Origin of the sequence: Pseudomonas borbori (genome assembly GCF_900115555.1) — a bacterium.
Classification (GTDB): Bacteria; Pseudomonadota; Gammaproteobacteria; order Pseudomonadales; family Pseudomonadaceae; genus Aquipseudomonas; species Aquipseudomonas borbori.
Genome location: NZ_FOWX01000014.1, coordinates 101,633 through 114,774, shown reverse-complemented (window position 1 = coordinate 114,774; position 13,142 = coordinate 101,633). Strand labels below are relative to the sequence as shown.

Sequence of the window (13,142 nt, the reverse complement as noted above, 5' to 3'; positions counted from 1 at the left end):
CATGGCGAGATTTTCCGCGCAACCCGCAGGGCCGGGCCTGTTTTAGCGCGATGCTGCGTTTCTCGACGCTCATTTGGAACAACCACAAAAACGCCGGGAGCGTTTTTGCGCGCAAGCCCCGAAGGGGTGAAGCACATGGATGTGCTGAACAAACGAGCGTCTCATGCCTTGCCTCGCGCTAAAACAGGCTCCGGCGCGGTCGCGATGAAACGGTAACAGACCCTAGCCAGCGGCAGGCGGCGAAGCAACCGCCGTGCATGCAAACTGCGCTCGAGGCCGTGATCCGTGCCTGCCTGACGGCCGTGCGGGCAATGCTAGACTGGCGCCGCCCACTGCCCATAGGAAGCCGCCGTGACCTCCAGCCTGTTCTGGTACGACTACGAAACCACCGGTATCGACCCGCGCCGCGACCGCCCGTTGCAAGTCGCCGGAATTCGTACCGACGAAGAACTCAACGAAATCGGCGCGCCGCTGAACATCTACTGTCAGCCCAGCGACGACATCCTGCCGCATCCGGCCGCTTGTCTGGTCACGGGCATCACCCCCAGCCAGTTGGCAGACAAGGGCTTGAGCGAGGCCGAGTTCATGGCCCGCGTGCATGCCGAAATGGTCCAACCGGGCACTTGCGGCGTGGGTTACAACAGCCTGCGTTTCGACGATGAAGTCACCCGCTATAGCCTGTACCGCAATTTTTTCGACCCCTATGCCCGCGAGTGGCAAGGCGGCAACAGCCGCTGGGACCTGATCGATCTGGTGCGTGCGGCCTATGCCTTGCGTCCCGATGGCATCGTCTGGCCGGAAGAAGAAGGTCGCGTCAGCCTCAAACTGGAACGCCTGACCGTGGCCAATGGCATCGAGCACGGCCAGGCCCATGACGCCCTGGCCGATGTACGCGCGACCATCGCCCTGGCACGCCTGATCCGCAGTAAACAGCCCAAGCTGTACAACTATCTCTACCGCTTGCGCAGTAAACAACGGGTGCTCGATCAGGTTCGTTTGTTGCAACCGCTGGTGCATATCTCCGGGCGCTTCGCCGGGGCGCGACATTACCTGGCGGTGGTATTGCCGTTGGCCTGGCATCCGCGTAATCGCAATGCGCTTATCGTCTGCGACTTGCACGCCGATCCGGCGCCATTGCTCGAGGAAGATGGCGAGACCCTGCGCCAGCGTCTATATACCCGGCGCGAGCAACTGGGCGAGGGCGAGTTGCCGGTGCCCTTGAAGTTGCTGCACATCAACCGTTGTCCGGTGCTGGCGCCGTTGAATGTCCTGCGTGGCGAAGATATTCAGCGTTTGCAGTTGGACATGAACGTTCCTGTGCGGCACGCCGATCGGTTGGTTGCCGCGCAAGCGCAATGGCGGGACAAACTCGCCTTGATATATGGCGAAGAAGGTTTTGCGTCCAGCGAGGATCCCGAGCAACAGCTATATGATGGTTTTATCGGTGATCGTGACCGGCGTTTATGCGAGCAGGTGCGTAGTGCCGAGCCCGCGCAGTTGGCCAAGAATGCCTGGCCATTCGATGATGCGCGCTTGCCTGAATTATTATTTCGTTATCGCGCGCGCAACTTTTCTTCCAGCCTGGACGCAGCCGAACAACAACGTTGGCTGATGTTCTGTCAGCAGCGGTTAACTCGGCCCGAGTGTGGCGCGCCTAATACCCTGGCCAATTTTGAGGCGGCGCTCGGCGAAATATTCGTTCAGGCTACGCCCAGGCAACAGGCGATACTGGCGCAATGGCGTGATTATGCGCAGCAGTTGCGCTTGCGCTATGCCCTTTGAATGGGGGTCAGTCTTCAGACGTTATATGGCAAGTGGCTGTCGCCTGTCGATTCTGTAGGCTGGATCGTCGTCTGGCCAGTGCGGTCTCCGACCCACCCAGCGTTAGCAGGCTGTTGAAAAACTACCGGCGTTGCCGATACGACGTTAAACAGGGATTTGAGTGCGAGTCCCGTCGGATGCGAGCCCAGTCCGCTTCCTCGCCATTTTGACCAGCTGGAGGCTATTACTGACGTAGCGCCTTGTCTCGGCTGCTCGCCTACGTTTTTCAACGGCCTGTTAGTGATCAACACAGATATTGTTACAGAACATAAAAAACGCCAGCAAGGCTGGCGTTTTTTATGCAATGAAATCGGTGTCTAAAGCGCAGTGCTTAGTCCAGCAGGGTGGCCCAGCCTTCAACAACATCGCCACCCCACTTGGCTTTCCACTCTTTCAGGGTCTTGTGGTTGCCGCCTTTGGTTTCGATCACTTCGCCGGTGTGCGGGTTCTTGTACTGCTTAACTTTACGAGCACGCTTGGTCCCGGTGGTCTTGGCGCCGACGCGTGGTGCCTTGCTGACTTTGGCATCCGGATCGAGCATGGCGACGATGTCACGCAGGGACTTCTGATATTCGCCCATCAGGGTGCGCAGTTTGCCTTCGAATTCCAGTTCTTTTTTCAGTTTGTCGTCTTGCGACAGGTTTTTCAGGCGCTCTTGCAGCTCTTTGATGGCTTCTTCTGTGGCGCGGTATTCGTTGATCAGCGACATGGGTTTACCTTGGGTTGGCTAGGTGATGGCTAAGTGTCAGTAATAATAGTCAGGCACTTTTAACAAGTAAACCGCTTTGCAAGAATTTGCCGCAGTTTATCAAGCGCAGTTGCAAATTTGCCGGCGCGATAACTCGATGAATCAGCCCGTCAGTGTTTGTCAGTTGTCGGTCGAGGTTCACGCCAGGCCGCTGTATTCAACAAAATCGTATAACCAGTCGCGGTCAAATCGAGGCGCCTTGGTTGTCTGGCGTGTCGCGCCCGGCTGGATTGCAGGAATACTGCAGTTTTCTCGCACTGTGGCTAGAATGGCCGACTTTGCGATTTCTCTGGAGTTTTCCATGCGTACTTTTCGGTTGGTCATAGCCTGCCCGGACCGCGTTGGTATCGTGGCCAAGGTCAGTAACTTTCTGGCCACCTACAATGGCTGGATCACCGAGGCGAGTCATCACTCGGATAATCACAGCGGTTGGTTCTTCATGCGCCATGAGATCCGTGCCGATTCCTTGCCGTTCGATTTGCCGGGGTTTCATCAGGCCTTTGCGCCCATCGCCCGTGAGTTTTCCATGGAATGGCGGGTCACTGATTCGGCAGAGAAGAAGCGCGTGGTGTTGATGGCCAGTCGCGAGTCGCATTGCCTGGCTGACTTGCTGCACCGCTGGCACAGCGATGAATTGGACTGCGATATCGCCTGCGTGATTTCCAATCATGACGATTTGCGCAGTATGGTCGAGTGGCACGGCATTCCCTACTTCCATGTACCGGTCGAGCCGCAGAACAAACAGCCGGCCTTCGATGAAGTGGAACGACTGGTCAACGCCCATGCCGCCGACGTCATAGTGCTGGCGCGCTATATGCAAATTCTGCCTGCGCAACTGTGTCGCGACTTCGCCCAGCGGGTGATCAACATCCACCACAGCTTCCTGCCATCGTTCGTCGGTGCCAAGCCTTATCACCAGGCGTCCTTGCGCGGAGTCAAGCTGATCGGTGCGACTTCGCACTATGTTACCGAGGAGCTGGATGCCGGGCCGATCATCGAGCAGGACGTGGTGCGTGTCAGTCACCGCGACAGCATCGAGGAAATGGTCCGCCTGGGTAAGGATGTGGAGAAAATGGTGCTGTCCCGTGGGCTACGCTATCACTTGGAGGATCGTGTATTGGTGCATGACAACAAAACGGTAGTGTTCGACTGATTGCTTCGCTGGGTATTAACTGGGTGCATGCTCAAGCTAAAGGAGTTCGCTTATGCTCAAGTCAATTAAGGTGCGCGATTACATGACTCGCCACCTGGTGACATTTCGCTCCGAAACCGACTTGTTCACCGCCATCAACCGGCTGCTGGAGCATCGGATTTCCGGCGCGCCGGTCGTCGACTCGCAGGGCCACCTGATCGGCCTGTTGTCCGAGGGGGATTGCCTGAGGGGGATTCTCTCCGGGGCTTATTACGAGTCGGCGGGGGGCGATGTCAGTGCCTACATGACCACTGAAGTCGAAACCATCTCGCCAGAAGCCGACATCATCGAGGTTTCCGAGCGTTTTTTGCGCGGGCGCCGTCGGCGCATGCCGGTGGTTGAAGATGACCGCCTGATCGGCCAGATCAGCCGCAGCGACGTACTGCGTGCGGTCAAGGAGTTCGCCCAGCACGATCAGGGCAAAATCCTTTCGCAATGAGGCGGACGGGGGAGGCTGGCGGGCTTGGCTGGTTCAGGCCCGCCAGCAATCGCAGTGCCGAACGCTTGGCCTGACGGCAGTCGCATGCTGCTCCGCTAGCATGACCTGCAGGCCGTCTGCGCGTTGGTTTGCTGCGTTGTTCAGGCCGCGTTGATAAGGCGCGGCGGGTAACATTTGCCCCCAGCCGAGGATCAGAGCATGCAAGACCCCCGCGATCGTGCTGCTTCAAAACCGCCGACAACCCAGGGCGCGGGCTGTGTCAGGCGCTATGACCTGGATACCTTGAACCCGCAGAGTGGCTGCGAATTTGCCGATGCCGCCGAACTGTGGCGGCAACTGCAGCAGGACGCCGGCGAGCAGCCGGAAACAGCGGGCAAGGACATAGCAAAGGAAACAACGGGCATAAATTAGGCTATGTCCCAATAGCGTGTTGCGTTCGGCTACCGTCACTAAGTTTGAGATGGCCTGGGTCCGTAGGGTGCGCCGTGCGCACCAGTGATTGGCCGCCTGCGTTGGTGCGCACGGCGCACCCTACCCATTGCCGCCTCTGCGAGAAGGACCTGCCCCCATGCAATACATCATTGGGACATAGCCATAAATTAAGGTGATGTCCCCGTTATCTGTTGCATGAGAGATAACGTTTATGTGGGAGCGTCCGGGCGGCGTTGCGCTTCATCCGCGAAAATCTTCGAAATACTGACAATGTTTCGCGGCTAAAGCCCCTCCCACGAGGTTGTGATCTGGCTCAACAGATAACGGGGACATTGCCATGGAAAAGGGCGCCGAATGGGCGCCCTTCTTGCTATCGGCGGTTTCAGATGCGGAAACTGTCGACCAGCAGCTTGAGGCGCGAGGCCTGTTGTTCCAGGTCGCCGCAGGCGCGCAGGGTGGCCTGCAGGTTTACCACGCCATCCTGGTTGAGGGTGTTGATCTCGGTGATGTCCATGTTCAGCGACTCGATCACCGAGGTCTGTTCCTCGGTGGCGGTGGCCACCGACTGGTTCATGCCGTCGATCTCGCCGATGCGCAGGGTCACGCCGCCCAGGCGTTCGCCGGCCTGGTTGGCGATCAGCACGCTTTCCTCGCTGTAGCGCTGGCTCTCGGTCATGGTGGTGACCGACTCGCGCGAGCCGACCTGCAGTTCCTCGATCATCGTCTCGATTTCCTGCGCCGATTCCTGGGTGCGGTGGGCCAGGTTGCGTACCTCGTCGGCGACCACGGCGAAACCACGGCCGGCCTCGCCAGCACGGGCCGCTTCGATGGCGGCGTTGAGCGCGAGCAGGTTGGTCTGCTGGGAGATGCTCTTGATCACCTCGAGAATCTGGCCGATGTTCACCGTCTTGCCGTTCAGGGTTTCGATGTGGCCGCAGGAGGTGCGGATCTTGCCGGACAGGTCGTTCATCGCCTGGATGGTCTTCTCCACCACCTGGCGGCCATCCTCGGCCTGTTGCCGTGCATCGGAGGCCTGGGTCGAGGCGTCCGCGGCGTTGCGTGCGATTTCCTGGGCGGCGGCACCCAGTTGGTTGATCGCGGCGGCCACGCTGTTGGTACGGCTGGCCTGTTCGTCGGAGTTGATCATCGAGGAGTTGGAGGCGCCCACCACCAGCTTGGCCACCTCGTTGACCCGATGGGTGGCCGAGGACACTTCGCGGATCGAGCCGTGAATCCGCTCGACGAACTGGTTGAAGGCTTTGCCCAGGGCGCCGAATTCGTCGTTGGAGTGGATCGTCAGGCGCTTGGTCAGGTCGCCATCGCCCTGGGCGATGTCCTGCATGGCTTTGCCCATCACGGTCAGCGGTTGCAGCAGCAGGCGGATCAGCATGCTCAGCAGGAGGATGATCAGCACCACCGCGATCAGGGTGGCGACCATGGCCGAGGCGCGAAACTCGCTGAGCATGGCGTAGGCCTTGTCTTTGTCGATGGACAGGCCGACGTACCAGTCGACCGAGGGCAGGCCCTTGACCGGGGCGAAGGTGAGGATGCGGGTCTGGCCGTTGGCATCGGCCTCGCTGAGCGTGCTGTCAATCCGCGGGGTGTTCCCGGGGAAGACGTCGCCGAGGCTTTTCATCACCAGGCTCTGGTCCGGGTGCACCAGGATCTTGCCGTCGGCACTGACCAGAAAGGCGTAACCGATGCCGTCGAAGTCCAGCGAATTGATGATGTCGACCAGGGTCTTCAGGCTCAGGTCGCCGCCGACTACGCCAGCGGGCTTGGCCGGGGTGGCGATGGTGATGATCAGCGCACCGGTGGCCGCATCCACGTAGGGTTCGGTGAGGGTGGTGGCGCCGGCAGCCATGGCGTCCTTGTACCAGGGACGGCTGCGCGGGTCGTAGCCGTCCGGCATCTTCTCGTCCGGGCGCATGGTGAAGGCACCATCTGCGCTGCCCAGGTAGCTGAAGGCGAAGGTCGAGGTCAGGGCTTTCTGCTCCAGCAGGCCGATGACCTGCTCGGGTTCGCTGTTCCTGGCAAGCGACTGGGCGGCGCTTTCCACCAGCAGGATGCGCCCCGACAGCCAGTTCTGGATATTGCTGGCGGTGACGCCGCCCATTTCCTGCAGGTAATTTTCCAGATCCGCGCGGATCGCATTGCGTTGCAGGTAGTCGTTGTACAGGGTGAACAGGGAGAAGGCGGCGATTACTACCAGCGAGGCGGCCAGAAGAATCTTGTGACTGAATTTCAAATTATTATTCATGGCTTCTTGCGTCCGGTAAGGTCTGGAACCAGTCTTGGGCTGGTGCACGGCACAGGTAGCGCCGGCAAATCGGCGTCAGCAATTATGTCGGCATGGCGCGAGCAAAGCTTTAACTCAGGAGACATATAGATGCCTGCAGTAACCCAGTTGGTTCTTGGCGCCGATCTTGGCGGTCAACCCCTCGGCCAGCTGTTGCGTCTGGCCAATCGTCATGGCCTGGTGGCCGGGGCGACCGGCACCGGCAAGACGGTGACCCTGCAGCGCCTGGTGGAGGAGTTCAGCGATGCCGGTGTGGCGGTGTTCGCCGCGGACGTGAAGGGCGACCTGTGCGGCCTCGGCGCCGTCGGCGCACCGCAGGGCAAGGTGGCCGAGCGCATCGCCAGCATGCCCTGGCTGGCGCACCGGCCGACGGCCTATCCGGTTACCTTATGGGATATCCATGGCCAGAGCGGTCATCCGCTGCGTACCACCCTCAGCGAGATGGGGCCGCTGTTGCTCGGGGCCTTGCTGGAGTTGACCGACAGTCAGCAGGCCGCCCTCTATGCGGCGTTCAAGGTGGCGGATCGTGAAGGACTGCTGTTGCTCGACCTGAAAGACCTGAAAGCCCTGCTGGCCTACCTGAAGAGCAATCCGGCGGTGCTCGGCGAGGACAGCGCGCTGTTCACCAATACCTCTTCCCAGGCCCTATTGCGCCGCCTGTCGAGCCTCGAGCAGCAAGGCGCCGAGGCCCTGTTCGGCGAGCCGGCGTTGCAGCTGGAGGACATTCTGCAGCCGGATCGCGACGGTCGCGGGCGCATTCATCTGCTCGACGCCAGCCGCCTGGTGCACGAGGCGCCGAAGGTCTACGCGACCTTTCTGCTGTGGTTGCTGGCCGAGTTGTTCGAGCAGTTGCCGGAGCGCGGCGATGCCGACAAGCCGCTGCTGGCGCTGTTCTTCGACGAGGCGCACCTGCTGTTCGCCGACACCCCGAAAGCCCTGCAGGAACGCCTGGAACAGGTGGTGCGGTTGATCCGCTCGAAAGGCGTCGGCGTCTACTTCGTCACCCAGTCGCCCAGTGACCTGCCCGATGACGTGCTGGCCCAGCTTGGCCTGCGCATTCAGCACGGCCTGCGCGCCTTCACCACCCGGGAGCAGAAGGCCCTGCGCGCGGTGGCCGACGGTTTCCGCCCCAATCCCGCGCTCGATACCCTGGCCACCCTGACCGAGCTGGGCATCGGCGAGGCCCTGGTCGGCACCCTGGAGGAGAAAGGCACGCCGGCCATGGTCCAGCGCGTGGCCATCGCGCCGCCACAGTCGCGCATTGGCCCGTTGAGCGAGAGCGAGCGCGCGGCCCTGATTCGCCAGTCGCCGCTGGCCGGGCGTTACGACAAAGCGGTCGACCGCGAGTCGGCCTACGAACTGCTCAGCGCCCGTGCCGCGCAAGCCAGTGCCGAGGCGGCTGAGCAGCAGCCAAGCAAAGCGAACCCCGCAGGCGGCATCGGCGACATGCTCGGCGGCCTGGCCGGCCAGGTGATGAAAAGCGCCGTCCGCCAGGCCGCCAACCAGCTTGGTCGGCAGTTGGTGCGCGGTCTGCTGGGGTCGTTGCTGGGCGGCAAGGGGCGATGACGTAGCGCCGTTGAATCGAGTTGCCCCTGCAGAGCCTTTCTGCAGGGATCGGTCAGCCGCTGTGCTCGTCGGGTTTGGCGTGCAGGTCTTTCTCGATCTTTTCGATTTCTTTTTCGAAGGCTTGGTCAAGCAGGCTGGCCTTCTTGCGCCAGGGCTTGCGCTCGGGATCCGGTTGAGCGGCGTAAGTAATGATTTCTCCGCCTTGTACATCCATGTAACGCTGCGCCTGGCACTCGAGTTCGGCGCGCAGTTCGTCTTTCGTCACGTGATTTCCCATGGTCTTGAAGAGTAGTGCGATGACAACGTAAGGCGGCGGCCTTACTGCTACGGTCATCAATCTGGTGGCTGTGGCAATGACGAGTACGATTGGCGAACGTACTTCATGTATTTGATTGAATATTCTTTTAAAACAAATACTTGGTTTAGTTGATCGGGTGTTCGCAGATTCGTCATTGAATACAGCTGAATGCAATTATGGTCAACACTGGTTAAATGTCTAGAGGTGCTCAAGCGCACTGGAGAAGAGGGGGGCAATATTCAGTCTTGTCCGATATTGAATAGGCAAGCCGGGTTCATTTTGTTGTCGACGGCAGATTGTTGATCAATGGACAGTAATACATGGCTATGCAATCTCAACGCTCAAGCTGTGTCGCTGATCCTGGGCGGAGTTTCCAGGTTGATCTGGTGCGCCGAGGTCGTTGCTGCATAGGGCCGGTGCGTGATGAGAGGTGTCATCGTACAACTGCTGGGATATGATGGCAGCCTAGTCGTCAGCCGAGAAAGACTCCCGATATGGACACTCAGAACAGCCCTCCGCGCGTACGCAGAAAGCATCGCAGCCTGGCCCAGGAATTGGTGACCGAGCTGTCCCAGCGGATTCGTGACGGTGTGATCAAACGCGGCGACAAGTTGCCGACCGAGTCGGCAATCATGGAAGAGCAGGGCGTCAGCCGCACCGTGGTGCGCGAGGCGCTGTCGCGCTTGCAGGCGGCTGGCCTGGTGGAAACCCGCCACGGTATTGGCACCTTCGTGCTGGATACGCCGAGCCCCAGCGGTTTTCGCATCGACCCGGCGACCATCGTCACCCTGCGCGATGTACTGGCGATTCTCGAGTTGCGCATCAGTCTCGAGGTCGAGTCGGCGGGGTTGGCCGCACAACGACGCAGTGCCGAGCAGCTGACGTCCATGCGTGAGGCCCTGGATGCCTTGAGCCAGAACGTCACCCACTCCGGCGATGCGGTGGCGTCTGACTTCCAGTTCCACCTGCTGATCGCCGAGGCCACCGGCAATCGCTACTTCACCGACATCATGAGCCACCTGGGTACCAGTATCATTCCGCGCACCCGCTTGAATTCGGCGCGGATCGCCCAAGATGACCAGCAGAACTACATGGCCCGCCTGAGCCGCGAGCACGAGCAGATCCTCGAGGCGATCGCCCGCCAGGATTCCGATGCGGCCCGCGCGGCCATGCGCCTGCACCTGACCAACAGCCGCGAACGCCTGCGTCAGGCCCATGAAGCGGCGGAAGCGCAGGCGCTGCACGGTTGAGTGCCCTGGCAGTGCCGTCGCGCTGGCTGTGCTGGAGCAGCAGCTCGGTCGTTTGTCGGGCGCGGGCGATCAGGCGTTCTGTTCATGGATCAAGCACCCGTTCGATTATTGCCACTGGCAAAGCCCCCGCGTGATGTGGGTTCCGCTCACCGACAGCGTCGGCGTGAGACGCCATCGCATCCACCCGCTTAGCCGATATTCCGGGATCACCCATGGCAAGAAAATCGACTAGGGAATCGCCCTCACCTGATCGTCTGCAAGGCGTCCCGAGTCCCACGCTGATCGACGTGGCCAAGGTGGCCGGCGTTTCGCCCATCACCGTGTCCCGTGCGCTAGGGCGCCCCGAGGTGGTCAGCGCCGACACGCGCAGGCGGGTGCTGGAGGCGGTACGCGCCACCGGCTACGTGCCCAACCTCGCCGCCGGGGCCCTGGCCTCCAGCCGCAGTCGACTGGTGGCGGTCTTCCTGCCGACCATCGCCAACTCGATCTTCGCCGATACCGTGCAGGCGCTCACCGAACGCCTGGCCGCCGCCGGTTACCAGACCCTGCTGGGCCTGACCGGCTACGACCCGCAGCAGGAAGAGGCGTTGCTCGAGGCGGTGCTGGGGCGTCGGCCGGACGGCATCGTGCTGACCGGCACCGAGCACACCCAGGCCAGTCGCCAGCGCCTGGTGCGCGTCGGCATCCCGCTGGTGGAGGCTTGGGACCTGTGCGAGCGCCCGCTGGACATGCTGGTGGGCTTCTCCCACGAAGCGGTGGGTCAGGCGCTGGCGAGCTACCTGCTGGGCAAGGGCTATCGACGTGTGTCGGTACTCAGCCTCGACGATCCGCGCGGGCTGCGCCGCTACCGCAGCCTGGCCCAGGCCCTGGCGCAGCAGGGTGTCGAGCTGCTGGCGGCGCAGATCCTGCCGGCACCGGCAACCCTGGAGGTGGGACGCGCAGGGCTCGCTCGCCTGCTACAGGCCGGCAGCGCCGGCGAGGTGGTGGTGTGTAGTTCCGACACACTCGCCCAGGGCGTGCTGGCCGAGGCCGCCAGCCGCGGCCTGCGGGTGCCGGAAGATTTGGCGGTGATGGGCTTCGGTGATCTGTCCTGCGCGGCGCATACCCATCCGCCGCTGTCCACCGTACGCATCGACGGCCCGCGCATCGGCCGCGCCATCGCCGAAGCGCTGCTGGCGCGTATCGCCGAGCCGGCGCTGGCGCGTCAGCCGTTGCGCTTGGATGTGGGCTTCGAAGTGATCGAGCGGGGGAGTGGGTGATTGTCGGGATGCATAGGCGTGGTTGCCTGGGCAGTGAGCGTTTGTATGCGACTTGATCGATAAGGGGGCGAGGAGGGCAAAACAGAAAACGGCCTATCGTGATCGGCAGCAGCCGACCCAATATAGATAGTCGGGGCGTATCAAAATTCAGGGTGGTCACAGGCAGCGCATGGGTGGCTACCGCCCCTATAGTTCACCTGTGACCACTCTTTGGCGCAGCCTGAAGTCAGCCGTGCCAGCAACTTTAATATCAGCTCCGTTTAGCAACTAGAGTGTCAGGGCTGGTCTGACTTGGTGATGTCTTCTGGGCTTTAGCATGTACTGCTGGCCAAACGCTCGGATCCAGATCGAGGTCGGCAAAGCGACTAGGGTCCAGTACCGGGACCTTGATACCCGCCTTGAACTGATCGTCGTAATCGCGCATCACCCTCAACCCGACTTTGAACAGCAGGGTCAGCGCGAGTAGGTTGACCACGGCCAGCAGGCCCATGGTGACATCGGCGAAGGCGAATACGGTGGACAGGTCCTGCGTCGAACCCCATAGCACCAGGACGATCACCAGGGCGCGATAGGCCAGCAGCGGCAGGCGTTTCTCGCTGAAGAAGTGCAGCGCGTTCTCGCCCAGGTAGTAGTTGTAGACCAGGGTGGTGAAGACGAAGAGCAGCAGCGCCAGGCTGACGAATACCCGGCCCCACTCGCCGACCACCGCAGCCATGGCGCTTTGGGTAAGCACCACGCCGGCCACTTCGCTGCCTGGTTGGTAAATGCCCGAGAGCAGGATGATCAGGGCGGTGCTGGTGCAGATCAGCAGGGTGTCGATGAACACGCTGAGGGACTGCACGATACCCTGGGCGGCCGGGTGCTTGACCTCGGCAATGGCTGCCACGTTCGGCGCACTGCCCAGGCCGGCTTCGTTGGAGAACAACCCACGCTTGACGCCCATCAGGATGGCTGCGCCGATGCCGCCGGCGAAGGCTGGCTCGAGGCCGAAGGCGCTCTTGACGATGAGTGCGAGGGTGGCAGGCACCGCTTCGAGGTTCATGCCGATCACCACCAGGGCCATTAAGATGTAGGACAGGGCCATTATCGGTACCAGGATGTCGGCGCTCTTGGCGATGCGTTTGATGCCGCCGAATACGATCAGGCTGATCACCACCGCGACGGCGATGCCGCTCAACCGGGTGGAAATGCCGAAGGTGTCATGCAGCGAATTGGCCACGGTGTAGGCCTGCAGCGCGTTGAAGCCGAAACCGAAGGTCACCAGCAGCAGGACCGAGAAGACGACCGCCAGCCAGCGTTGACCGAGGCCGTGGAGAATGTAGAAGGCGGGACCACCGCGATAGGTGCCATCGGCCTCACGGCGCTTGTACAGCTGCGCCAGCGAGCACTCGAAGAAGCTGGTGGCCATGCCCAGCAGGGCCACCAGCCACATCCAGAACACTGCCCCCGGGCCACCCAGGGTGATGGCCACCGCCACACCGGCGATGTTGCCGGCACCGACGCGTCCGGCAACCGAAAGCATCAAGGCCTGGAAGGAACTGAGCTGGCCCTTCTGGCGCTGGAAGGCCTGGGCGAAGATGCTGAACATGCTGCCGAAATAGCGCACCTGGACGAATCGCGAGGCGACTGTGAAGTAGAGGCCGAGACCGACTAGGGTGACGATAAGGACCTTGCCCCAGAGCAGGTCGTTGAGGAGATCGAGCATGGTGTTACCTCTCTATGTCTTGTTGTTTCGAGGGTGTGCACAAGCGCCTTGCCGGCAGGCAAGCGCACAGGTCGCCGCTGGCCGGCACATGCACTGGCCGGCGGCGTTATAGGGACTTCGGGGTAGGCGTTCT

The 13,142-nt window shown here is 61.5% G+C and carries 11 protein-coding genes; 7 read left to right on the top strand and 4 right to left on the bottom strand.

Features of this window, described 5'->3' with window-relative positions:
- Positions 1–351 precede the first annotated feature (351 nt).
- On the top strand, positions 352–1,782 hold the full coding sequence (gene sbcB, locus BM315_RS12555) for an exodeoxyribonuclease I (protein WP_090501434.1): 1,431 nt from the start codon (positions 352–354) through the stop codon (positions 1,780–1,782).
- Between the two features lie 370 nt (positions 1,783–2,152).
- Here the strand turns inward: sbcB and mvaT are convergent, their stop codons facing one another.
- Positions 2,153–2,530: a histone-like nucleoid-structuring protein MvaT gene (gene mvaT, locus BM315_RS12550; protein ID WP_090501432.1), complete on the bottom strand. Its 378-nt coding sequence runs from the start codon at positions 2,528–2,530 to the stop codon at positions 2,153–2,155.
- 340 nt (positions 2,531–2,870) lie between these two features.
- On the opposite strand from mvaT, the gene purU reads away from it, so the two are divergent.
- From purU to BM315_RS12535, 3 genes are all read left to right on the top strand, one after another.
- On the top strand, positions 2,871–3,722 hold the full coding sequence (gene purU, locus BM315_RS12545; protein WP_090501491.1) for a formyltetrahydrofolate deformylase: 852 nt from the start codon (positions 2,871–2,873) through the stop codon (positions 3,720–3,722).
- A 52-nt stretch (positions 3,723–3,774) separates the two neighbouring features.
- Positions 3,775–4,200 carry a CBS domain-containing protein gene (locus tag BM315_RS12540; RefSeq protein WP_090501430.1) on the top strand — a complete coding sequence of 142 codons (426 nt, stop codon included), beginning with the start codon at positions 3,775–3,777 and terminating at the stop codon, positions 4,198–4,200.
- 198 nt (positions 4,201–4,398) lie between these two features.
- Entirely contained in the window at positions 4,399–4,611 is a 213-nt protein-coding gene (locus BM315_RS12535) for a hypothetical protein (RefSeq protein WP_090501428.1), read from the top strand.
- 403 nt (positions 4,612–5,014) lie between these two features.
- On the opposite strand, the gene BM315_RS12530 is transcribed toward BM315_RS12535, so the two are convergent.
- Positions 5,015–6,892, bottom strand: coding sequence for a methyl-accepting chemotaxis protein (locus tag BM315_RS12530; RefSeq protein WP_090501426.1), 1,878 nt, complete (start codon positions 6,890–6,892; stop codon positions 5,015–5,017).
- A gap of 129 nt (positions 6,893–7,021) precedes the next feature.
- On the opposite strand from BM315_RS12530, the gene BM315_RS12525 reads away from it, so the two are divergent.
- Positions 7,022–8,497, top strand: a complete 1,476-nt coding sequence (locus BM315_RS12525) for a helicase HerA-like domain-containing protein (RefSeq protein WP_090501424.1) — start codon at positions 7,022–7,024, stop codon at positions 8,495–8,497.
- A gap of 52 nt (positions 8,498–8,549) precedes the next feature.
- Here BM315_RS12525 and BM315_RS12520 read toward each other — a convergent pair whose 3' ends face one another.
- Positions 8,550–8,762 carry a hypothetical protein gene (locus BM315_RS12520; RefSeq protein ID WP_090501422.1) on the bottom strand — a complete coding sequence of 71 codons (213 nt, stop codon included), beginning with the start codon at positions 8,760–8,762 and terminating at the stop codon, positions 8,550–8,552.
- A 527-nt stretch (positions 8,763–9,289) separates the two neighbouring features.
- Here BM315_RS12520 and BM315_RS12515 point away from each other — a divergent pair.
- Entirely contained in the window at positions 9,290–10,045 is a 756-nt protein-coding gene (locus BM315_RS12515) for a FadR/GntR family transcriptional regulator (protein WP_090501420.1), read from the top strand.
- A 212-nt stretch (positions 10,046–10,257) separates the two neighbouring features.
- A complete protein-coding gene (locus BM315_RS12510; RefSeq protein WP_090501418.1) occupies positions 10,258–11,304 on the top strand; it encodes a LacI family DNA-binding transcriptional regulator in 1,047 nt (348 codons plus the stop codon).
- Between the two features lie 250 nt (positions 11,305–11,554).
- Here the strand turns inward: BM315_RS12510 and BM315_RS12505 are convergent, their stop codons facing one another.
- Positions 11,555–13,009: an alanine/glycine:cation symporter family protein gene (locus BM315_RS12505; protein ID WP_090501416.1), complete on the bottom strand. Its 1,455-nt coding sequence runs from the start codon at positions 13,007–13,009 to the stop codon at positions 11,555–11,557.
- Positions 13,010–13,142 lie beyond the last annotated feature (133 nt).

What these genes read in the sequence shown, in the direction of transcription:
- BM315_RS12510 (WP_090501418.1), top strand. Translation starts at nt 10,258, where the DNA reads ATGGCAAGAAAATCGACTAGGGAATCGCCCTCACCTGATCGTCTGCAA.
- BM315_RS12505 (WP_090501416.1), bottom strand. Translation starts at nt 13,009, where the DNA reads ATGCTCGATCTCCTCAACGACCTGCTCTGGGGCAAGGTCCTTATCGTC.
- BM315_RS12540 (WP_090501430.1), top strand. Translation starts at nt 3,775, where the DNA reads ATGCTCAAGTCAATTAAGGTGCGCGATTACATGACTCGCCACCTGGTG.
- purU (WP_090501491.1), top strand. Translation starts at nt 2,871, where the DNA reads ATGCGTACTTTTCGGTTGGTCATAGCCTGCCCGGACCGCGTTGGTATC.
- mvaT (WP_090501432.1), bottom strand. Translation starts at nt 2,530, where the DNA reads ATGTCGCTGATCAACGAATACCGCGCCACAGAAGAAGCCATCAAAGAG.
- BM315_RS12535 (WP_090501428.1), top strand. Translation starts at nt 4,399, where the DNA reads ATGCAAGACCCCCGCGATCGTGCTGCTTCAAAACCGCCGACAACCCAG.
- BM315_RS12530 (WP_090501426.1), bottom strand. Translation starts at nt 6,892, where the DNA reads ATGAATAATAATTTGAAATTCAGTCACAAGATTCTTCTGGCCGCCTCG.
- BM315_RS12515 (WP_090501420.1), top strand. Translation starts at nt 9,290, where the DNA reads ATGGACACTCAGAACAGCCCTCCGCGCGTACGCAGAAAGCATCGCAGC.
- BM315_RS12525 (WP_090501424.1), top strand. Translation starts at nt 7,022, where the DNA reads ATGCCTGCAGTAACCCAGTTGGTTCTTGGCGCCGATCTTGGCGGTCAA.